General features: G+C 61.3%; 22 protein-coding genes and 1 pseudogene. 5 read left to right on the top strand and 18 right to left on the bottom strand.

The features are described 5' to 3' along the window. Positions 1–6: 6 nt before the first annotated feature. The 13 genes and pseudogenes from nuoK to VRS74_RS01345 form a co-directional block, all read right to left on the bottom strand. Complete coding sequence (gene nuoK, locus VRS74_RS01405) at positions 7–312, bottom strand: NADH-quinone oxidoreductase subunit NuoK (RefSeq protein WP_354143448.1); 306 nt, start codon at positions 310–312, stop codon at positions 7–9. Beyond that, on the bottom strand, positions 309–932 hold the full coding sequence (locus VRS74_RS01400; RefSeq protein ID WP_354143447.1) for an NADH-quinone oxidoreductase subunit J: 624 nt from the start codon (positions 930–932) through the stop codon (positions 309–311). Before VRS74_RS01400 ends, nuoK begins: the two co-directional genes overlap by 4 nt. Positions 933–959: 27 nt before the next feature. Beyond that, positions 960–1,448 carry an NADH-quinone oxidoreductase subunit NuoI gene (gene nuoI / locus VRS74_RS01395; protein WP_354143446.1) on the bottom strand — a complete coding sequence of 163 codons (489 nt, stop codon included), beginning with the start codon at positions 1,446–1,448 and terminating at the stop codon, positions 960–962. Then, on the bottom strand, positions 1,445–2,488 hold the full coding sequence (gene nuoH / locus VRS74_RS01390) for an NADH-quinone oxidoreductase subunit NuoH (RefSeq protein WP_354143445.1): 1,044 nt from the start codon (positions 2,486–2,488) through the stop codon (positions 1,445–1,447). The genes nuoI and nuoH overlap by 4 nt, the downstream gene beginning before the upstream one ends. Further along, positions 2,485–2,649 (bottom strand): hypothetical protein, encoded by a 165-nt coding sequence (locus tag VRS74_RS01385; protein ID WP_354143444.1) that lies wholly within the window; start codon positions 2,647–2,649, stop codon positions 2,485–2,487. Before VRS74_RS01385 ends, nuoH begins: the two co-directional genes overlap by 4 nt. Next, a complete protein-coding gene (nuoG, locus tag VRS74_RS01380; RefSeq protein WP_354143443.1) occupies positions 2,649–4,664 on the bottom strand; it encodes an NADH-quinone oxidoreductase subunit NuoG in 2,016 nt (671 codons plus the stop codon). The genes VRS74_RS01385 and nuoG overlap by 1 nt, the downstream gene beginning before the upstream one ends. Next, positions 4,664–5,959, bottom strand: a complete 1,296-nt coding sequence (nuoF, locus tag VRS74_RS01375) for an NADH-quinone oxidoreductase subunit NuoF (RefSeq protein WP_354143442.1) — start codon at positions 5,957–5,959, stop codon at positions 4,664–4,666. Before nuoF ends, nuoG begins: the two co-directional genes overlap by 1 nt. Further along, entirely contained in the window at positions 5,959–6,627 is a 669-nt protein-coding gene (nuoE, locus tag VRS74_RS01370) for an NADH-quinone oxidoreductase subunit NuoE (RefSeq protein ID WP_354143441.1), read from the bottom strand. Before nuoE ends, nuoF begins: the two co-directional genes overlap by 1 nt. Next, entirely contained in the window at positions 6,627–7,838 is a 1,212-nt protein-coding gene (locus VRS74_RS01365) for an NADH-quinone oxidoreductase subunit D (RefSeq protein ID WP_354143440.1), read from the bottom strand. Before VRS74_RS01365 ends, nuoE begins: the two co-directional genes overlap by 1 nt. A gap of 14 nt (positions 7,839–7,852) precedes the next feature. Next, a pseudogene (locus VRS74_RS01360) lies at positions 7,853–8,464 on the bottom strand (NADH-quinone oxidoreductase subunit C); the annotation flags it as partial. Between the two features lies 1 nt (position 8,465). Next, on the bottom strand, positions 8,466–9,041 hold the full coding sequence (locus VRS74_RS01355; protein WP_435521361.1) for a NuoB/complex I 20 kDa subunit family protein: 576 nt from the start codon (positions 9,039–9,041) through the stop codon (positions 8,466–8,468). After that, the gene (locus tag VRS74_RS01350; RefSeq protein ID WP_354143438.1) at positions 9,026–9,400 is read right to left on the bottom strand and encodes an NADH-quinone oxidoreductase subunit A; all 375 of its coding nucleotides are present in this window, start codon (positions 9,398–9,400) and stop codon (positions 9,026–9,028) included. Before VRS74_RS01350 ends, VRS74_RS01355 begins: the two co-directional genes overlap by 16 nt. 152 nt (positions 9,401–9,552) lie before the next feature. Further along, on the bottom strand, positions 9,553–10,983 hold the full coding sequence (locus VRS74_RS01345) for a coniferyl aldehyde dehydrogenase (protein ID WP_354143437.1): 1,431 nt from the start codon (positions 10,981–10,983) through the stop codon (positions 9,553–9,555). A gap of 174 nt (positions 10,984–11,157) precedes the next feature. Between VRS74_RS01345 and VRS74_RS01340 the strand changes: the two genes are divergently transcribed. From VRS74_RS01340 to VRS74_RS01330, 3 genes are all read left to right on the top strand, one after another. Then, positions 11,158–12,357 carry a thiolase family protein gene (locus VRS74_RS01340; RefSeq protein ID WP_354143436.1) on the top strand — a complete coding sequence of 400 codons (1,200 nt, stop codon included), beginning with the start codon at positions 11,158–11,160 and terminating at the stop codon, positions 12,355–12,357. Between the two features lie 76 nt (positions 12,358–12,433). Then, positions 12,434–12,829 (top strand): hypothetical protein, encoded by a 396-nt coding sequence (locus VRS74_RS01335; protein ID WP_354143435.1) that lies wholly within the window; start codon positions 12,434–12,436, stop codon positions 12,827–12,829. A 30-nt stretch (positions 12,830–12,859) separates the two neighbouring features. Then, positions 12,860–13,267, top strand: coding sequence for a hypothetical protein (locus VRS74_RS01330; protein ID WP_354143434.1), 408 nt, complete (start codon positions 12,860–12,862; stop codon positions 13,265–13,267). Positions 13,268–13,327: 60 nt separating this feature from the next. Here VRS74_RS01330 and VRS74_RS01325 read toward each other — a convergent pair whose 3' ends face one another. After that, positions 13,328–13,798: an SH3 domain-containing protein gene (locus VRS74_RS01325; protein ID WP_354143433.1), complete on the bottom strand. Its 471-nt coding sequence runs from the start codon at positions 13,796–13,798 to the stop codon at positions 13,328–13,330. A 91-nt stretch (positions 13,799–13,889) separates the two neighbouring features. On the opposite strand from VRS74_RS01325, the gene VRS74_RS01320 reads away from it, so the two are divergent. Both VRS74_RS01320 and VRS74_RS01315 read left to right on the top strand, forming a co-directional pair. Beyond that, positions 13,890–14,903: a 2-hydroxyacid dehydrogenase gene (locus VRS74_RS01320; RefSeq protein WP_354143432.1), complete on the top strand. Its 1,014-nt coding sequence runs from the start codon at positions 13,890–13,892 to the stop codon at positions 14,901–14,903. A 58-nt stretch (positions 14,904–14,961) separates the two neighbouring features. Next, on the top strand, positions 14,962–15,390 hold the full coding sequence (locus tag VRS74_RS01315; protein WP_354143431.1) for a nuclear transport factor 2 family protein: 429 nt from the start codon (positions 14,962–14,964) through the stop codon (positions 15,388–15,390). A 9-nt stretch (positions 15,391–15,399) separates the two neighbouring features. Here the strand turns inward: VRS74_RS01315 and VRS74_RS01310 are convergent, their stop codons facing one another. The 4 genes from VRS74_RS01310 to VRS74_RS01295 all read right to left on the bottom strand — a co-directional run bounded on the left by VRS74_RS01310 (position 15,400) and on the right by VRS74_RS01295 (position 19,369). Further along, positions 15,400–16,803, bottom strand: a complete 1,404-nt coding sequence (locus VRS74_RS01310) for an NAD(P)H-dependent flavin oxidoreductase (protein WP_354143430.1) — start codon at positions 16,801–16,803, stop codon at positions 15,400–15,402. 123 nt (positions 16,804–16,926) lie between these two features. Further along, entirely contained in the window at positions 16,927–17,643 is a 717-nt protein-coding gene (locus tag VRS74_RS01305) for a methyltransferase domain-containing protein (protein WP_354143429.1), read from the bottom strand. A gap of 2 nt (positions 17,644–17,645) precedes the next feature. Then, positions 17,646–18,773: a peptide chain release factor 2 gene (gene prfB, locus VRS74_RS01300; RefSeq protein ID WP_354143428.1), complete on the bottom strand. Its 1,128-nt coding sequence runs from the start codon at positions 18,771–18,773 to the stop codon at positions 17,646–17,648. A gap of 77 nt (positions 18,774–18,850) precedes the next feature. Then, complete coding sequence (locus VRS74_RS01295; RefSeq protein WP_354143427.1) at positions 18,851–19,369, bottom strand: peroxiredoxin; 519 nt, start codon at positions 19,367–19,369, stop codon at positions 18,851–18,853. Positions 19,370–19,422 lie beyond the last annotated feature (53 nt).

The raw sequence follows: 19,422 nt of genomic DNA, 5'->3' as shown, positions 1-19,422 counted from the left end.
CTGCGATTATCCCTTCATCTGCGTGGCGTCGTCGACGGCAATGGTGCCGCGGTTACGGAAATAGATCACGAGGATCGCCAACCCGATCGCGGCCTCTGCCGCAGCGACGGTCAGCACGAACATCGCGAACACCTGGCCCACGAGGTCGTTCATGAAGGCGCTGAAGGCGACAAGATTGATGTTCACCGACAGCAGGATCAGTTCGACCGCCATCAAGATCACGATCACGTTCTTGCGATTGAGGAAAATCCCCAACACGCCCAGCACGAACAGGATCGCGCTGACGGTGATGTAATGTTCGATACCAATCACAGCTCGACCCCCTGCCCCACTTCGGGCTGTTTCATGATGGTGGCGTCTTCCGGACGGCGGCGGATTTGCTTGCCGATATCCTGCCGTGCGCGCGTGCCATCGGGGAGCTGGCGGTGCGTCAGCGCGATCGCTCCGATCATCGCCACCAGCAGGATGATGCCGGCCACTTCGAACAGGAAGATATAACGGCCATAGAGCAGCGCGCCGATCGCTTCGATATTGCTCGCGCCCAGCGGCTGCGCCGCGCTGCCATCGGGCGTGCCCAGATCGATCCCGCCGGCGTTCGTTGCGACGAGGCCCACGAAGAGTTCGAGGAACAGGATCAAAGCAATCAGCAGCCCGAGCGGGAAGTTCTTGACGAAACCGGCGCGCATTGCGGCGAAATCGATGTTGAGCATCATCACCACGAACAGGAACAGCACCGCGACGGCGCCGACATAGACGATCACCAGCAGCATCGCGATGAATTCGGCGCCCACCAGCACCATCAGGCCAGCGGCGTTAAAAAAGGCCAGGATCAGCCACAGCACCGAGTGCACCGGGTTGCGTGCCGTGATCACCAGCAACGCGCTGGCGATCATCAGACCTGCAAACAGGTAGAAGGATAAGGTTTGGATCATGATCCCTGTTTCCCGTTCCGGCGCCGCCTAGCGATAGGGCGCATCGGCCTCAAGATTGGCGGCAATCGCACGTTCCCACTTGTCCCCGTTGGCGAGCAGTTTCGCCTTGTCGTAGAGAAGCTCTTCGCGCGTTTCGGTGGCGTATTCGAAGTTCGGACCCTCGACGATCGCATCCACCGGGCAGGCTTCCTGGCAGAAGCCGCAATAGATGCACTTCGTCATGTCGATGTCGTAACGCGTGGTGCGGCGGCTGCCGTCCTCGCGCGGTTCGGCCTCGATCGTAATCGCCTGGGCCGGGCAGATCGCTTCGCACAGCTTGCAGGCAATGCAGCGCTCTTCGCCATTGGGATAGCGACGCAACGCATGCTCGCCCCGGAAGCGCGGGCTCAGCGGGTTCTTCTCGAAGGGATAGTTGATCGTCGCCTTCGGCTTGAAGAAGTACTTCAGCGTCAGCGCGTGGGCCTTCAGGAATTCCCACAGCGTGAACGACTTTATGAGATGCGCGACGGTGCTCATGCGAAATGCCCTGTGGCCATGAGATAGCCCGAAATAACGGCGACGAAGATCAGACTCATCGGCAGGAAAACCTTCCAGCCAAGCCGCATCAGCTGGTCATAGCGGAAGCGCGGAACCGTCGCCCAGATCCAGCTGAACATGAAGAAGAACACAAAGGTCTTGAGCAGCAGCCAGACGATCCCCGGCACCGCGTAAAGCGGCGCCCAGTCGACCGGCGGCAGCCATCCGCCGAAGAACAGCACCGCATTGAGCATGCACATCAGCAGGATGTTGGCGTATTCACCCAGCCAGAACAGCGCGAAGCTCATCGAGGAATATTCGGTCTGGAAACCCGCGACGAGTTCGGATTCCGCTTCGGTCAGGTCGAACGGCGCGCGCGCGGTTTCCGCGAGGCAGCTGATGAAGAACACCACCCACATCGGGAACAGCAGCGGGTTGAAGAAGAACCCGTTGACGAAACCGAGCCCGTGGCCCTGCTGCGCTTCGATAATGCCGTTGAGGTTGAACGTGCCCGCCCAGAGCACCACGCAGACAAGGATGAAGCCGATCGAGACTTCATAGCTGATCATCTGCGCGGCGGCGCGCATCGCGGAGAAGAATGGGTATTTCGAGTTGGAAGCCCAACCCGCCATTACCACGCCGTAAACGCCTAGCGAGCTGATCGCGAGGATGTAGAGCAGGCCGACATTGATATCCGCCAGCACCATCTGCGCGTCGAACGGCATCACCGCCCAGGCCGCCAGCGCGACGGTGAAGGTCACGATCGGTGCGAGCAGGAAGATGCCCTTGTTGGACGCAGCCGGGACAATCGTTTCCTGGAGGAACACCTTCAACCCGTCGGCAAAGCTTTGAAGCAGACCAAATGGGCCGACCACATTGGGCCCGCGCCGCAGCATTACTGCAGCCAGCACCTTGCGGTCGACGTAAATTATCATCGCCACCGCCAGCAACAAGGGCAGTGTAATCAGCAGGATGCCGCTGATCGTGGCGACGAACCACGCCCATTCGTAGGGCATCCACTGTTGGAAGAATTCGGTCATTTCTTCTTCCTGCCCTTCAGCTTTTCTTCCTTTTCGGCGAAAGCCTGGTTGCGCCAGCCATTGTCGGCGCTCGACCTGTGGCTACGATCTTCGCGGAAGGCGCGCCACACGGCGTAACCGCCGAAACCTGCCAGCGCCAAGGGGATCACAGGAACAGCCATTACTCTGCGGCCTCCTTCAACTCGTCGCCATGGAGCAGCTCGGCCGAGCACTGCTGCATCACCGCGCTGGCGCGGGCGATCGGATTTGTCAGGTAGAAGTCCTTGATCGGGTAGAACTCGATCACGCCTTCCGCCTTGGCCTTGGGATCGGGTTTGGGCAGCGGGCCATAATCGGCCAGCCCTTCCACGCCCAACGCGGGCACTTCCTTGGCCATCGCGGCCCGCAATTCGGCGAAGCTGTCGAAACCGACCGAAACGCCCAGCGCATCGGCCAGCGCGCGCAGGATGGTCCAGTCTTCTCGCGCGTCGCCGGGCGCGAAGACAGCCTTCTCGGCGAACTGCACCCGTCCTTCAGCATTGACATAGGTGCCATGCTTTTCGGCATAGCTGGCCGCAGGCAGCACGATGTCCGCAGCATGTGCGCCCTTGTCGCCGTGATGGCCGATGTAGACCTTCAGCGCATCGGCATAGGGTTCGAAATCCATTTCGTCCGCGCCCAGTGCCAGCAGCACCTTGGGCTTGGCGGCCGCAATGTCCTTCATCCCGCCCTTCTGCGTGAAGCCGAGCATGAGCGATCCCATGCGTGCAGCGGAGAAGTGGAGGACGTTGAAACCGTTCCAGCCATCCTTGACGCAGCCGAGCTTCTCGGACGCTGCAAGCCCTGCCTGCAGCGCGCCCTTGGCCACCGCCATGCCGCCCAGGATGATCGCCGGGCGCTCAGCCGCCTTGAAATGGTCGACCAGATCCTTCGGCAGGTTCGACAGCAGCGACAGGTCGCTGCCGAGGAAGGTTGCGTGGTAAGTCGTGTCCCAGGCCGGACCGATGATGTAGATCTTCGCACCGCGCTTTGCCGCCTTGCGAAGGCGAACATTGAGCAGCGGGGCTTCCCAGCGGACATGGCTGCCCACGATCAGGATCGCATCGGCAGTTTCGATCCCGGCGAAGGTCGAATTGAAGTTCATCGCCGCCAAATTCGACACATCATAGTCCATGCCGGTCTGGCGCGCTTCGATCAGGTTCGATCCGCAGGCCTTGAGCAGCGCCTTCGCCGCGAACATGGTCTCGCAATCGAGCATGTCGCCGGCAACAGCCGCGATCGAAGACTTCTTGCCTTTCAATTGCTTGGCGATCGCAGTGAAGGCTTCGTCCCAGCTTGCAGGTTTCAACCCGCCGCGCTTGCGCATGAACACCTTGTCGAGCCGGCGCTTGGTCAGGCCATCGACCTGGTAACGCGCCTTGTCGCTGATCCACTCTTCATTGACGTCGTCATTGATGCGCGGAAGCGCACGCATCACTTGGCGGCCTCGGCTGTCGAGCCGGATATTGGCGCCGACCGCATCGGAAACGTCGATGCTGAGCGTCTTCTTGAGTTCCCACGGACGGGCCTCAAAGGCGTAAGGGCGGCTGGTCAGCGCCCCCACCGGGCACAGGTCGATCACATTGGCCGAAAGCTCATGCTTCGCCGCCTGCTCGAGGTAGGTGGTGATCTGCATGTCCTCGCCGCGATAGAGCGCGCCGATCTCATCCACGCCCGCCACTTCCTCACTGAAGCGAACGCAGCGGGTGCAATGGATGCAGCGGGTCATGATCGTCTTGATCAGCGGGCCCATGTACTTCTCTGTGACCGCGCGCTTGTTCTCGTGATAGCGCGAACCGCCACGGCCATAGGCCACGGCCTGGTCCTGCAAATCGCATTCGCCGCCCTGGTCGCAGATCGGGCAATCGAGCGGGTGGTTGATCAGGAGAAACTCCATCACCCCTTCGCGCGCCTTCTTGACCATTTCGGTGTCGGTGCGGATTTCCTGGCCCTCGGCGGTCGGCAGCGCGCAGCTTGCTTGCGGCTTGGGCGGCCCCGGCTTCACTTCGACAAGGCACATGCGGCAATTGCCCGCGATGCTAAGCCGCTCGTGATAGCAGAAGCGCGGGATTTCCTTCCCCGCGAGTTCGCAGGCCTGGAGGACGGTGGCGCCCTCCGGAACCTCGATTTCCTGTCCGTCTACAATGACCTTGGGCATTACTCGGCTGCCTCGGCAAACTTCGCGTTGTGTTCGTTGATCCGGCGCTCAAGCTCGGGGCGGAAGTGGCGGATCAGGCCCTGGATCGGCCAAGCTGCCGCATCGCCGAGGGCACAGATCGTGTGGCCTTCGACCTGCTTGGTCACCTGCTGCAGCATGTCGATTTCCTCGATTGCCGCGTCGCCGGTGCGCAGTCGCTCCATCACGCGCCACATCCAGCCCGTGCCTTCACGGCAAGGAGTGCACTGGCCGCAGCTTTCGTGCTTGTAGAAATAGCTGAGGCGCGAAATCGCGCGGACGATGTCGGTCGACTTGTCCATCACGATCACTGCAGCAGTGCCAAGGCCCGAGCCGACATCGCGCAGCCCGTCGAAATCCATCGGGGCATCCATGATCTGCTCTGCTGGCACGAGCGGAACCGAGGAACCGCCCGGGATTACCGCGAGGAGGTTGTCCCAACCGCCGGTGATGCCGCCGCAATGCTTTTCGATCAGCTCGCGGAAGGGGATGCTCATGGCTTCCTCGACCACGCAGGGCTTTTCGACATGCCCGCTGATCTGGAACAGCTTGGTGCCCTTGTTGTTGTCGCGGCCGAAGCTGCTGAACCAGGTCGCGCCGCGCCGCAGGATCGTGGGGACGACCGCGATGCTTTCGACATTGTTCACCGTGGTCGGGCAGCCATAGAGCCCCGCACCCGCCGGGAACGGCGGCTTGAGGCGGGGCTGGCCCTTCTTGCCTTCGAGGCTTTCGATCATCGCGGTCTCTTCACCGCAGATGTAGGCGCCTGCACCGCGATGCATGAACACGTCGAAATCGTAGCCCGATCCGCTGGCGTTCTTGCCTATCAACCCGGCTTCATAAGCCTGGTCGATGGCTGCCTGCAGTGTCTCGGCCTCGCGGATATATTCGCCGCGGATGTAGATATAGGCTGCTCGCGCCCGCATCGCATAACCGGCAACCAGCGCGCCTTCGATCAGCTTGTGCGGATCGTGGCGGATGATCTCGCGGTCCTTGCACGAGCCCGGTTCGGATTCGTCGGCATTGATGACGAGGAAGCTGGGCCGCCCGTCGCGCGATTCCTTGGGCATGAACGACCATTTCAGGCCGGTGGGGAAGCCTGCCCCGCCCCGCCCGCGCAGGCCCGATGCCTTGATCTCGTCAATGATCGCATCCTGCCCGCGTTCGAGCAGCTTCTTCGTATGGTCCCAATCGCCGCGCACCTGCGCCGCCTTCAGCCCCCAGTCCTGGAAGCCGTAGAGATTGGTGAAGATGCGGTCCTTATCCTGGAGTGACATCACCAGTCCCCCCGATAATCATGGTTTTCGCTGACCATCTCTTTCAGAGTGGTCGGGCCGCCGCTGGGCTCGCTGGTATGGCGACCCGGCTCCTGCGTGCCCGCCTTGGGGGTCTCGCCCTTGGCCAGCGCGTCGAGCACCGCGTCGAGGCGCTCAGGCGTCAGGTCTTCGTAATTGTCGTCATTAATCTGGACCATCGGCGCGGTCGCGCAATTGCCCATACATTCGACTTCGGTGAGCGTCCAGAGGCCGTCTTCCGAAACATGACCCTTGCTCATCCCGCGCTTCTTGCAGGTTTCGAACAGAGCGTCCGAACCGCGCAACATGCACGGCGTCGTGCCGCATACCTGCACGTGGTACTTACCCACCGGCTGCATGTTATACATGAAATAGAAGGTCGCGACTTCGAGCACCCGGATCACCGGCATGTCGAGATAGTCGGCGACATATTCGATCACCGGCAGCGGCAACCAGCCCTGCGTATCGGTCTCGGCGCCAACTTGGCGCTGGGCAAGGTCTAGCAACGCCATCACCGCAGAGCGCTGGCGCCCCTCAGGGTATTTGGCGATATGCCATTCCGCCTTCTTGCGGTTCTCGTCCGTCCATTCGAACGAGCCCCAGCGCGCGCGGAGTTCGGGCGTATCGGGTGCGGGAGTACGGTCAGCCATTACCGGTCGCACTCCCCGAACACCACGTCGATCGCGCCAAGGATGGCGGTCGCGTCGGGCAGCATGTGTCCCTTGCTCATCATATCCATTGCCTGAAGGTGGCTGAATGCAGTCGGGCGGATCTTGCAGCGATACGGCTTGTTGGTGCCGTCGCTCACCAGATAGACGCCGAATTCGCCCTTGGGGCTTTCCGTCGCCACGTAAACTTCACCCGCCGGAACGTGGAAGCCCTCGGTATAGAGCTTGAAGTGGTGGATCAGCGCTTCCATCGACTGCTTCATTTCACCGCGCTTGGGCGGTGAAACCTTGCCATCTGTGCTGGCAACCGGCCCTTCGGGCATTTCCGCCAGGCACTGCTTGATGATTTTGGCGCTTTCGTAAACTTCCTTCACGCGCACCATGAAGCGGTCATAGCAGTCCGAATTGGTGCCGACGGGAATGTCGAATTCCATCCGGTCATACACATCGTAGGGCTGGCTCTTGCGCAGGTCCCACGGGATACCGGCAGCGCGGATCATCGGCCCGCTGAAGCCCCAGGCCAGCGCGTCTTCGCGGCTGACCACGGCAATATCGACATTGCGTTGCTTGAAGATGCGGTTGTCGAGCACAAGGCTCATCGCATCGCCGAACAGTTCGGGCAGGCGCGTATCGACCCACTCGCTGATGTCGACCAGCAGCTTCTCTGGTACGTCCTGGTGCACGCCGCCCGGGCGGAACCATGCCGAGTGCATGCGGGCGCCCGAAGCGCACTCGAAGAAATTGAGGCAGTCTTCGCGCAGCTCGAACACCCACAGGTTGGGCGTCATCGCGCCCACGTCCATCACATGCGCGCCGATGTTGAGCATGTGGTTGCAGATGCGGGTCAGCTCGGCGAACAGCACGCGCAAATATTGCGCACGTTCGGGCACTTCGAGATTGAGCAGCTTCTCGATCGCCAGGACATAGCTGTGCTCCATGCACAGCGGGCTGCAGTAGTCGAGCCGGTCGAAATAGGGCAGCGCCTGCAAATAGGTCTTGTGTTCGATCAGCTTCTCGGTGCCGCGATGGAGCAGGCCGACGTGCGGGTCGATCCGCTCGATCACTTCGCCGTCGAGCTCCATGATCATGCGCAGCACGCCGTGCGCAGCGGGATGCTGTGGACCGAAATTGATCGTGTAATTGGTGATGACTTCGTCACCGGTGGTGGGCGACTGCTCGAGCTGCATGCTCATGCCTTGTCTCCTTCCGCCTTCTCGTCACCGGGAAGCACATATTCGGCGCCTTCCCACGGGCTGAGGAAATCGAACTGACGCAGGTCCTGTGCAAGCTCGACCGGCTCGTAAACGACCCGCTTCTCTTCTTCCGAATAGCGCAGCTCGGTATAGCCGGTCAGCGGGAAGTCCTTGCGGAACGGGTGCCCCTCGAAGCCGTAATCGGTGAGAATGCGCCGCAAGTCTTCGTTGCCGGCAAAGGTCACGCCGTAAAGGTCGAACACTTCGCGTTCGAGCCAACCGGCATTGGGCCACAGCGTGGTGACGGTTTGAACGGGCGTAGCTTCGTCAGTCGACACCTTCACCATCACGCGGTGGTTCTTCGTGACGCTGAGCAGCATATAGACCACTTCGAAGCGTTCGGCCCGCTCGGGATAGTCGACCCCGGCGATCTCCATCAGCTGCTGGTACTGGTGCTCATCGCGCAGCAGCTTGAGTGCATCGGCGATTGCATCGCGCTTTACCGTGATGAGGATTTCGCCGTGCTCTTCATGCGAAGACACGACCATCTTGCCAAGCGCCTTGGTCAGCGCATCGCAAACACCTTCGTTGCTGGCGAATTTCGGGGCGGAATGAACAACAGCCATATCAGCGCTCGATCGTCCCTTCGCGGCGGATCTTCCGCTGCAACTGCATCACACCGTAAAGCAGCGCTTCAGCGGTCGGCGGGCAACCCGGCACATAGATGTCGACCGGAACGATCCGGTCGCAGCCACGAACCACGCTGTAGCTATAGTGGTAATAACCGCCGCCATTCGCGCAGCTGCCCATGCTGATCACATATTTCGGATCAGACATCTGGTCGTAAACGCGGCGCAGCGCGGGGGCCATCTTGTTGCACAGCGTGCCGGCGACGATCATCACGTCGCTCTGGCGCGGGCTGGCGCGCGGAACCACGCCGAAACGCTCCATGTCATAGCGCGGCATGTTGACGTGGATCATCTCGACCGCGCAGCACGCGAGCCCGAAGGTCATCCACCACAGGCTGCCGGTGCGCGCCCACTGGAACAGTTCTTCGGTCGAGGTAACGAGGAAGCCCTTGTCATTCACTTCGCTTTGCAGCGAGCGGAAAAAGTCAGCATCGGGCTGGCGAAGCTCGCCCGGCCGTGCAGCGGCCGGAAGGCCGGCGGGGGGAGTAACGATCGTGCTCATTCCCAATCCAATGCCCCCTTCTTCCATTCATAGGCCAGGCCAATCGCGAGAATGCCTAGGAACACCATCATCCCGGTCCAGCCCACCCAACCGGTTTCGCCAAGGCTCACCGCCCAGGGGAACAGGAAGGCCGCCTCAAGGTCGAAAATGATGAAGCTGATCGCAACAAGGTAGAAGCGCACGTCGAACTGGCTGCGCGCATCCTCGAACGCGGGGAAGCCGCATTCATACTCGGTGAGCTTTTCGGCGGTTGGGTTGTGTGCGCCCGTCAGGCGCGAAACGCCCATCGGCAGGAACACGAACAGCGCCGAAAGGCCCAGCGCGATGAACAGGAAGATCAGTATTGGAAGATACTGGCTAAGGTCGAGCACAAATGAATCCCGCGATATTCAACCGCGCTCGCCTCTAGGGCGCTCCCCCGCAAGGTGCAAGGGCGCGAATCGTGTATTTCATAGCATGAGTGTTGCACTACGCGGGATATGGCGGGCGAGCAGCCTGCTCCCCGCCCTGTCCGCAACGGGAATCACTTCATCATTGTGGCAATGGCTTTCTCGGTCGCCTTGCCGAATGGCGGCTTGAAACCGCCCAGCTTGGCAATGTCGATCTTCGGCTGGTGATAAACCGCGCGCGCATGGCTGAACTCGCGGAAGCCCTCGATTGCGTGATACGAGCCCATGCCGGATGGACCGACCCCACCGAACGGCAGGTCCTCCATCGAAACGTGGAAGATCACGTCATTGGTCGTGACACCACCGGAGATGGTCTTGGTGAGCACATGCTCCTGCTCGCCCTTGTCCTCACCGAAATAATAGAACCCCAGCGGCCGATCGTGCTCGTTCACGTAGTCGATCGCTTCGTCGATCTGCTTGTAGGTTTTGACCGGCAGCACCGGCCCGAAGATCTCTTCCTGCATCACCTTCATGTCGTCGGTGACATTGCGCACGATGTTAAGCGGCATCTTGCGGATGTTCGCGTTGGAGAAATCCTCGTCACCCGGGTTCACTTCGATCACTTCGGCACCCTTCTCGCGCGCATCTGCGACGAGACCCTGCAGCCGCTCGAAATGGCGGTCACTTACGATCGAGGCATAGTCGTCATTCTCAAGCAGCGTCGGATACATGTTCTTCACGCCCTGGGCGACGCCGGCAATCGCTTCGTCTTCCTTGTCCTGCGGCACGTACATATAGTCGGGGGCGAGGCAGATCTGCCCCGCATTCATCATCTTGCCCAGCGCGATGCGCTCGCCTGCCTTGGCGAAATCGGCGTTGCGTCCCATGAAAACAGGGCTCTTGCCACCCAGCTCAAGTGTCACGGGAACGAGGTTGGCGGCGGCGGCTTCCATCACGCGGCGGCCAGTCGCGGTCGAGCCCGTAAACACGAGGTGATCGAACGGAAGCGATGAGAAAGTGGCGGCAACTTCCGGCCCGCCGGTGATCACGACCAGCTCGTCAGGGGTGAAATACTCCTCGACCAGTTCCTTCATCAGCAAGGACGTGCGCTCGGTGAATTCGGAGGGCTTGATCATCGCGCGGTTGCCCGCGGCAAACACCTGCATCAGCGGGGCGAAGGCCAGGTTGACCGGGAAATTCCACGGCGAAAGTATGCCGATCACGCCCTTGGGTTCATAGCGCACCTCTGCCTTTGCGCCGAGCAAGCCAAGCGGAAACTGCACCTTGCGCTTCTCGGCCTTTGCCCATTGGTCCATGTGCTTGAGCGAGTGCTTGCCCGCACCGACCGTGGCAGCAATATCGGTCAGCATCGACTGGTGCATGCTGCGGTTGCCGAAGTCTGCGCTCATCGCCTTGCACAGGTTCTCGCCGTGATCCTTGACCAGCGCCATCGCGCGCTTGATCCGGTCCCTGCGCATGCTCATCGGCTCGGGGCGCGACTCGTTGAAAGCGGCGCGCTGCAATCTCAGGATTCGCTCAAGCTCTTCGCGGCGATCGTCGGCCATCGTACTCTCCTAGCTATTTGGTCGCATTTGGGTTGCGATTTGCTATCGTTTGTTGCCCAAGCAGCGACGCATGACAAGCTAATACGTATGCCAGGCACTTGGACGTTTGCCTTTGCCGCATTGCAGCATTAGACCGCGTGCCGATTCCAGTTCATCTGTCTCGAGGAGCCAGACATGCCCCAGTTCTCTGCCGCCGATCCTGTCGTCATCCTTTCCTACGCGCGCACGCCGATGGGCGCGATGCAGGGCTCACTGTCGGATGTTTCCGCGACCGATCTTGGTGCGACGGCAGTGAAGGCTGCGGTCGAACGGTCAGGCGTTCCGGGCGACAAGTTCGACCGGGCCTATATGGGCTGCGTACTTCCCGCCGGCCTTGGCCAGGCACCCGCGCGGCAGGCTACGCTGAAGGCTGGCCTGCCCAAGTCGGTGCAGGCGACCACCGTCAACAAGGTCTGCGGCAGCGGCATGCAAACTGTGATCATGGGTGCGGAAGCGCTCGCCAGCGGCACGGTCGATTATGTGATCGCAGGAGGGATGGAGAGCATGACCAACGCTCCCTACCTGCTCAAGAAGCACCGCTCGGGTGCGCGCATCGGCCATGACACCGCCTATGACCACATGTTCCTCGACGGCCTTGAGGACGCCTACGATGCAGGCCGCGCCATGGGCACTTTCGCGCAGGATACTGCCGACGCCTACCAGCTGACGCGCGAGGACATGGACAATTACTCGATCGAGTCGCTGCGGCGCGCGAACGAAGCGATCTCCAGCGGCGCATTTGCAGGTGAGGTTGTCCCGGTATCGGTCGCAACGCGCGCAGGCGAAGTGACGGTCGAGCATGACGAACAGCCCGGCAAGGGCAAGCCTGACAAGATTCCGACCCTGCGCCCGGCCTTCGCCAAGGATGGCACCATCACTGCTGCCACTTCCAGCTCGATTTCCGACGGTGCGGCGGCAGTCGTCCTAACTCGCGAGAGCCTGGCGCAAGCGAATGGCCAGCAGCCGGTCGCAAAGATCGTCGCCATGGCCGCGCATGCGCAGGAACCCAAGGATTTCACCGTAGCTCCGGTTGGCGCCATCCAGAAGGCTCTCGATCGCGCGGGCTGGACCGTCGACGACGTCGACCTGTGGGAAGTGAACGAGGCGTTTGCGTGCGTGGCCATGTTCGCAATGCGCGACATCGGCATCCCGCATGAAAAGATCAACGTCAACGGAGGCGCGACCGCACTGGGCCATCCGATCGGCGCCAGCGGCACCCGGATCGTCGTGACACTGCTCAATGCCCTCAAGCAACAGGGCAAGAAGCGGGGCGTTGCAAGCCTGTGCATCGGCGGCGGCGAAGCCACGGCGATCGCTGTCGAACTGGTCGACTAACGGATCGCTTCGTTCCTGCAAATTTGTGTGGTATCCCTCGCGGCCTTGGGGTCGCGTGTTGAGGGAGAAACACGTCATGAAGAAGCTTATTATTGCCGCCAGTGTGTTGGCACTGGCCGCTTGCTCGCAACCCGCCACTGAAGAAGAAGCCGCTCCTGCGGTTGAAGAAGTCACGGTCCAGACGAGCGGACCGGGAACCTACGAAGTAACCTATGCTGACGGCAGCGTCGGCACTATGGTCTCTTCTGAGGATGGCACCTTCTCGTTTACGCTTGGTGAGGAGACCGGTACCGGCACCTTCACGGAAACCGACGGCAAGATCTGCTTCGATCCGGATGCTGAGGATCAGGAATCGAACTGCTGGACTGCCGGCGAAGTGGGCGAAGATGGCTCTTGGACGTCGACCTCGGATACGGGTGAAGTCGTCACCGTCCGGCGCGTCGAGGCAGCAGCCGAAGCACCGGCCGCTTAATCGGCCAAGCGTCTGCAAAGGGAGATGTGTATGAAGAAGCTGATCGTTGCTGCGAGCTTTCTGGCTATCGCTGGATGTACACAGCCAAACGAGCAGACTGACGAAGCCGCCGCACCAGCGGAAGCTGAAATGGCAGCACCCACCGTCTCGAACGGATCGCCTCCGGGTACCTATGAGGCGACAGCAACCGACGGGTCCGTCATGACTACCGTGATCAATGCCGACGGCACCTATAGCGATACCGCTGCCGATGGCACCTTGGTTGCCGAAGGCACGTGGGCGGTTGTCGACGGGAAAACCTGCTTCACCCCGACCACAGAAGGCCGGGAGCCGATGTGCTTCACTGTCAGCGCTGCCGCCGATGACGGTTCCTTTATCGCCACCCCTGATGCAGGTGACCCGGTAACGGTTCGCCCGGCAGCAGCCGCGGCGGATTAAGTCCGCGCAATAAGACTACGGAAGGGGCGGCCAGTGGTCGCCCCTTTTTCTTGGTCACAGTCAGGGCTCGCCGACACCCCACAGCCGGTCTTCGCGGATCCAGCCTTTGTGGCCGGCCGCGTCGAATTCGCACCAGCCCGCATCGCATTTGCCCAGTTTGCCGACTACGCCTGGCTCAACGTTCCATTTGAGCTGCGAGCCTTCACCGGGCGCAATTCGAATTTGCGCCAGCCCCTCGCCCACGACCAAAGCGGCACGCTCTGGATCGAGCAGCCGCGCCACCACCCAGCCTTGCGTACCGTCAGGATCACTGATCAGCCGCCAGCCCTCTTGAAGCCGCAGCACCTTAACTGGCAGCCCCTGCCGCTTGTAGACCCATTCGATGGGATAATCCTGGCTCGGGCCGACGCGCATGTTGACCTCGCTGGCGCGGAGCGACGCCCAATAGGGCACCTCTCGATCTTGCGCCTTTCCCGATTGGGGGAACACAAGCAGCAATGAGGAAACGAGGGTAAGAATGATCAAGCGCATGTGTTTGCGCATAGCTCGCCACGTGCCATCGCTTCAAGCGCTTGTGGAACATAGCTTGACCGCCCTGCCCCTGAAGCCGTAGCGCGCGCATATGCCTATCGATCAAACGACACAGCGCAAACCGATCGACCATACTCCGCGGGTGATCGTTACCCGCCATCTGATGCCTGCCGTCGAACAGCGTATGAGCGAATTGTTCGACACGAAGCTCAATCCGCGCGACGTCCCTTTCACGCGCGAACAGTTGATCGCAGCGATGCGTGAGGCTGACGTGTTGGTTCCCACGGTCACCGACAGGATCGATGCAGATATGATCGCACAGGCGGGCGACCAGCTGAAGCTGATCGCGAATTTCGGCGCGGGGATCGAACACATCGACCTCGAAGCCGCCGCGAAGCGCAAGATCATCGTGACCAACACGCCCGGCGTCTTCACAGATGACACTGCCGACATCGCCATGTCCAGCATCATCGGCGTCCCTCGGCGTATCCGCGAAGGCGTGGGGCTGGTGCGCAGCGGACAATGGACCGGCTGGGCGCCGTCGGGGCTGCTTGGCCGAAAGCTTGGCGGCAAAGTGCTCGGCATCGTCGGCATGGGACGCATCGGGCAGGCAGTAGCGCACCGTGCGCGCGCTTTCGGGCTCGAAATCGGCTACACCAACCGCAAACGGCTTCCTGGAGCGATCGAGCGCATGCTCGGCGCGCGCTTTGTGCCGGACGTGGATACGCTGGCAGCCGAGGCCGACATACTGACTCTGCATTGTCCGCTTACCGACGAGACGCGCGGCATGATCGATGCGCGGCGGATTTCGCTGATGAAGCCGGGCTCTTCGATCATCAATACGGCGCGCGGCGAATTGATCGACCAGGAAGCGCTGATCGCCGCGCTTCAAAGCGGGCACCTCGCCGGCGCTGGGCTCGACGTCTATCCCGACGAGCCCAATGTCGACCAGCGGCTGCTCGACATTCCCAACGTCATGACGCTGCCGCACATCGGCAGTGCCACCGCCGAAGGACGCGAGGCTTCGGGGGAGAAAGTGATCGCGAATATCCGCTTCTGGATGGATGGCCATCGACCGCCCGATCAGGTGTTGATCGGCCTTTGAACGCCGGACATCGCTTCGTGCTTGCAGCCGCGCATTAGAGTTGTAAGGCGCCGATCCGATGGACGAATTTGCCGCACAGATCGAAGAGCTCGAGCACCAGTGGATGCGCCGCTGGATGGCGCGCGACCGCAAGGGCATGAAGGCGCTGGCCACTAACGAATTCGTGTTCCTGCTAGGTGGGCAGACCTCTGCCATGCTCGATCGGCCAAGCTGGCTGGAAGCGACAACCTCCCGCTTCCTGTGCACCGGCTATCGCTTCAGGGACATCTATGTGCGTCGCCACAAGAAGCTGGCCGTTTTTGCTGCGCGCATGTCGATCGAAGCGCGGCTTGGCCCCAAGAAGATCGAAGGTGACGTCTGGATCACCGACCTGTGGCAACAGGGCGGCATCCGGCGCAAATGGAGGCTGGTGGAGCGGACCATGTCACGCCCCGACACCACCCCCGAATTGCCGGAAATCATCCACGAAATGCAGCTCTGGCGCTGACGCCACGCGTCAGTCGCCGGTCAGGATGCGGTCCACCAGCTCCTTCACCGTGGGGGTGGAGTTGTTCGAATAGAACGGGTCCTGCTTGAAGCGATAGGCAGCGTGCCCCGCAAAGGCGAGATTGTTGTCCGGATCGCCGCCATGAGCGATATCCTGCAGCGTCTTCTGGATGCAGAAGCTACGCGGATCGGCGAGACGTCCGGTGGTGTGATCGTCATGATCCTTCCAGCTCGAGAACTGGCAGTGCGAAAGGCAGCCCATGCAGCCCTGCTGGTCGGCGCGGATTCGCTCCGCGCTTTCAGGCGTCACAAAGACCACGGTGTTGTCCGGCGTCTTGAGCGGTTCGGTGAATCCTTCGTGCATCCACGCCTGCGCCTTGCGCTGGTCGCCGGGGTGAACCCAGAAATACTTGGCCTTGCCGTGATCGCTCAGCGGAACCGTTCCCTCTTCCTCGTCGCGCTTGAAGATCGGGATCTGCCGCTCTGAACGGTGCATCAAATCATAGAGGAAAGGCGTCTTGACCGCACTCGAATAGAAGCCCGTAGGGCTGAACTGGTGCAGCAGGACGTCGCCGGGCTCGACCGTGCGCAGCATGTCTTTCCAGACCTGCGGGATCGGGCTTTCCTTGGTCAGCAACGGACGCGTGCCGAACTGGAAGATGATCTTGCCGAGCTCGGGATTGTCGATCCAGTCGTTCCATTCGCGCAGGAACCACACCCCACCAGCCATGACGATGCCGGTATCTTCCGACACACCCTCTGCGCGCATGGTTTCGCGCAGCGCCTTCACGCGCGGATAGGGATCTTCAGGTTTGCGCGGATCTTCGGCGTTGGACAGGCCGTTATGACCGCCTGCCAGCCACGGGTCTTCATAGACCACCGCTGCCATCAGCTCTGGCACCTTGGAGTAGCTGCGCTTCCACAGTGCGCGGAACGCGCGCGCCGAACTTACGATTGGCAGGTAATAGACATTGTAGCGCGCCGCGATCTCGGCGAGCTTGTAGGGCATGCCCGCGCCGCAAGTGACCCCGGTGATCAGGCCTTTGCAATTCTCCAGCACGCCTTCGAGGACCTGCTGCGCGCCGCCCATTTCCCACAGCACGTTGATGTTTATCGCGCCCTGGCCATTAGCGATTTCATAGGCGCGCTTCACCTGTTCGGTGGCGCCATCGATGCCGTAACGGACAAGTTGTTCGAAACGCTCCTTGCGCGTCGCCTGCGGGTAAATTTGAGGGATGACATTACCGTCCGCGTCGTAGCTGTCGGCATTCACCGCACTGACCGTGCCGATGCCGCCCGCAGCAGCCCATGCGCCAGAACTGGCATGATTTGTTGCCGAAACGCCCTTGCCGCCTTCAACCAGCGGCCAAACTTCGCGCCCGCCGTAGATGATCGGGCTTAGTCCCTTGAACAATGAAATGCTCCCCTTGCACCGCGTCTTTCTGCGCGCGGCGAGTTACCGAATGTGCTGCTAACCAATTCCGTTACGCTTGTTGAGGTGTTTCCGCCAGTGCGGTGTAGAACTTTCCTCGCACTGCTATTTGTTGAGCGCGCAGGGGCGGATTTCCCGTGGCTCCGGAAGGCGATCGGCTCGCTCGAAGCGAGCGAAATAGCCTCGAATGTCAGGCTTCTCGATGAATTCGACGAGCTGGAAGCCGACAGCCTTGAACTCGCAGATCAACAGAAGCGGCGGGATACCGTGCTGGTCCGTGGGCCTGTCGGTATCGACAACCACCACCTGCCCGTCTTCGGTCAGGGCGGGCCATAGCCTCCAGAGGAAAGCGTAGGGCTCGCTCACCTCATGGTACATGTGGACCAGGAAGATGCGGTCGAAACTGTCGGCGGGGAGCTGCGGATCGTCCTCGCGTCCGAACTTGATCGAGACATTGTCGAGCCGCTCGCGTTCGACGCGTCGGCCCAGTCGATCGAGCGCTTCACGGTCGATATCCTGCGCCAGCACGCGACCGTCTTCGCCCACGCGCGCTGCCAGGCGGACGGTATAATAGCCTTCACCCGCGCCAATATCGGCCACTGTCATCCCGCTGGTGACTTCTGCGAGATCCATCACCTTCTGCGCTTCGCCGCGTTCATCGCGAACATCTTCGCCTGACAGATAGCTCGAGGCTGTGTCCGAAACCGGCCGATCCGCCCGAGGGAACTCACGCGCGCTGTCCGGCCTGCTGGCATTGCTGCCCATCGGTCCGCAGGCGCTGAGGGCAATCAGCCCGGCGAGCACAAGGAAGGCTCCGCGCATCGTCACTCGACGTCGTCTATCTCGACCTTTTCGCCCGTGACGCGCTGCGCCAGTGCGGCGGAAATGAAGGGATCGATGGCGCCATCGAGCACGTCGCCCGGTGAAGTCGAAGTTACCCCCGTACGCAGGTCCTTCACCATCTGGTACGGCTGAAGCACGTAGGAACGGATCTGGTGTCCCCAGCCGATGTCGCTCTTGGAGGAATGCTCAGCGCTGGCAGCTTCCTCGCGCTTGCGCATCTCTTCCTCGTAAAGCCGCGCCTTCAGCATGTTCATCGCAATTTCGCGGTTCTTGTGCTGGCTGCGGTCGACCTGGCTTGCCACGACGATGCCGCTCGGCTGGTGCGTGATGCGCACGGCCGAGTCAGTCGTGTTGACGTGCTGGCCGCCCGCGCCGCTGGCGCGGTAGGTGTCGATCTTGAGGTCTGCCGGGTTGATCTCGATATCGATATTGTCATCGATTACGGGATAGACCCAAACCGAGCTGAACGAAGTGTGACGGCGCGCCGAACTGTCATACGGGCTGATACGCACAAGGCGGTGCACACCGCTCTCGGTCTTGGCATAGCCATAGGCGTTGTCGCCCTTGATAAGGAGCGTGGCCGACTTGATCCCGGCCTGCTCGCCTGCCTGGTATTCGACGGTTTCCACCTTGAAGCCGCGGCGTTCAGCCCAGCGGGCGTACATCCGTAGCAGCATTTCAGCCCAATCCTGGCTTTCAGTGCCGCCTGCGCCCGCATGGATTTCGAGATAGGTGTCGTTGCCGTCGGCTTCGCCCGAAAGCAGCGCCTGGACCTTGTCGGCATCTGCGCGCTCTGCCAGCCTTGCAAGGCTCTGCAAGCCTTCCGCGATAACACTGTCCTCGCCTTCGGCTTCACCCATTTCGACGAATTCGATGGCGTCACCCATCTCGGCAGTGATCTGCTTTACCGTGTTGATCGCGGTTTCAAGCTGCTTCTGCTCGCGCGTGATCGCCTGGGCCTGCTTGGGATCGTCCCACAGCTTCGGATCCTGGACCCGCGCATCCAGCTCGTCGAGCCGACGCAGCGCGCGCTCCCAGTCGAGCGACTGCCGCACGAGCGCCAGCGCTGCATTGATCCGATCGATATGGGCCTGCCCTTCGGCACGCATAGTTTATCCTTCGCAAAAATGAGCGCCCGCGCTTAGCGGACCATGGCCGATTGTAAAGCCGCGAGCGTGCCGCCCGCTCAGTGGCTGAGCTTGTGCACCGCCTCAAGCGTCAGCCGCACATGGTCGCGATAATCCATGTTGGAATGAACCATCACGATCCTGCCGTCTTGCGCGATGACATAGCTTGTGCGGCTAGTGATGCCGGTATCCTTGCCTCCGCGCACCAGAGCCACGTCATAGGCGTCGATCACTTGGCGCGATGCAACGCCGACGGGAAATGCGTCACGGCATTCCTCGCGGCTGAAGCGATTGAGTGTTTCGATGTCATCATTCGACATGCCAACCACGCTTGCGCCCAATGCCTTGAATTCGGGCATGGCCTCCGCGAAAGCATTGGCTTCAAGCGTGCAGCCTTGGGTGAATGCCTTGGGGTAGAAGTACAGGACCACCGGCCCCTTTGCGAGCGCTGCGCGCAAGTTGAAGCCGAATTCCTTGCCTGCCAGAGCGGCCTCTGTCGCAAAGATCGGTGCTTTGGTACCGACAGGAAGATTTGCCGCTGCCGGAACACCAAGCCCGAGTGCAAGAACTGCTGCCATTGCCAATTTACGCATCGCGATACACTCCATTCCAAACGTCAGGACAAAAAGCG

The sequence above is a fragment of the Altererythrobacter litoralis genome (assembly GCF_036324225.1).
Lineage (GTDB): Bacteria > Pseudomonadota > Alphaproteobacteria > Sphingomonadales > Sphingomonadaceae > Erythrobacter > Erythrobacter litoralis_A.
This window is presented reverse-complemented; position numbering and strand designations above follow the sequence as displayed.

Excerpts from the sequence above, each read along its gene's own strand:
- nuoF (WP_354143442.1), bottom strand. The coding sequence starts at position 5,959 with ATGTCACTCCAGGATAAGGACCGCATCTTCACCAATCTCTACGGCTTC.
- VRS74_RS01345 (WP_354143437.1), bottom strand. The coding sequence starts at position 10,983 with ATGGCCGACGATCGCCGCGAAGAGCTTGAGCGAATCCTGAGATTGCAG.
- VRS74_RS01340 (WP_354143436.1), top strand. The coding sequence starts at position 11,158 with ATGCCCCAGTTCTCTGCCGCCGATCCTGTCGTCATCCTTTCCTACGCG.
- VRS74_RS01315 (WP_354143431.1), top strand. The coding sequence starts at position 14,962 with ATGGACGAATTTGCCGCACAGATCGAAGAGCTCGAGCACCAGTGGATG.
- prfB (WP_354143428.1), bottom strand. The coding sequence starts at position 18,773 with ATGCGTGCCGAAGGGCAGGCCCATATCGATCGGATCAATGCAGCGCTG.
- nuoE (WP_354143441.1), bottom strand. The coding sequence starts at position 6,627 with ATGGCTGACCGTACTCCCGCACCCGATACGCCCGAACTCCGCGCGCGC.
- VRS74_RS01305 (WP_354143429.1), bottom strand. The coding sequence starts at position 17,643 with ATGCGCGGAGCCTTCCTTGTGCTCGCCGGGCTGATTGCCCTCAGCGCC.
- VRS74_RS01400 (WP_354143447.1), bottom strand. The coding sequence starts at position 932 with ATGATCCAAACCTTATCCTTCTACCTGTTTGCAGGTCTGATGATCGCC.
- VRS74_RS01325 (WP_354143433.1), bottom strand. The coding sequence starts at position 13,798 with ATGCGCTTGATCATTCTTACCCTCGTTTCCTCATTGCTGCTTGTGTTC.
- nuoG (WP_354143443.1), bottom strand. The coding sequence starts at position 4,664 with ATGCCCAAGGTCATTGTAGACGGACAGGAAATCGAGGTTCCGGAGGGC.
- VRS74_RS01335 (WP_354143435.1), top strand. The coding sequence starts at position 12,434 with ATGAAGAAGCTTATTATTGCCGCCAGTGTGTTGGCACTGGCCGCTTGC.
- VRS74_RS01295 (WP_354143427.1), bottom strand. The coding sequence starts at position 19,369 with ATGGCAGCAGTTCTTGCACTCGGGCTTGGTGTTCCGGCAGCGGCAAAT.
- VRS74_RS01365 (WP_354143440.1), bottom strand. The coding sequence starts at position 7,838 with ATGAGCATGCAGCTCGAGCAGTCGCCCACCACCGGTGACGAAGTCATC.
- nuoH (WP_354143445.1), bottom strand. The coding sequence starts at position 2,488 with ATGACCGAATTCTTCCAACAGTGGATGCCCTACGAATGGGCGTGGTTC.
- VRS74_RS01385 (WP_354143444.1), bottom strand. The coding sequence starts at position 2,649 with ATGGCTGTTCCTGTGATCCCCTTGGCGCTGGCAGGTTTCGGCGGTTAC.
- VRS74_RS01330 (WP_354143434.1), top strand. The coding sequence starts at position 12,860 with ATGAAGAAGCTGATCGTTGCTGCGAGCTTTCTGGCTATCGCTGGATGT.
- nuoI (WP_354143446.1), bottom strand. The coding sequence starts at position 1,448 with ATGAGCACCGTCGCGCATCTCATAAAGTCGTTCACGCTGTGGGAATTC.
- VRS74_RS01320 (WP_354143432.1), top strand. The coding sequence starts at position 13,890 with ATGCCTATCGATCAAACGACACAGCGCAAACCGATCGACCATACTCCG.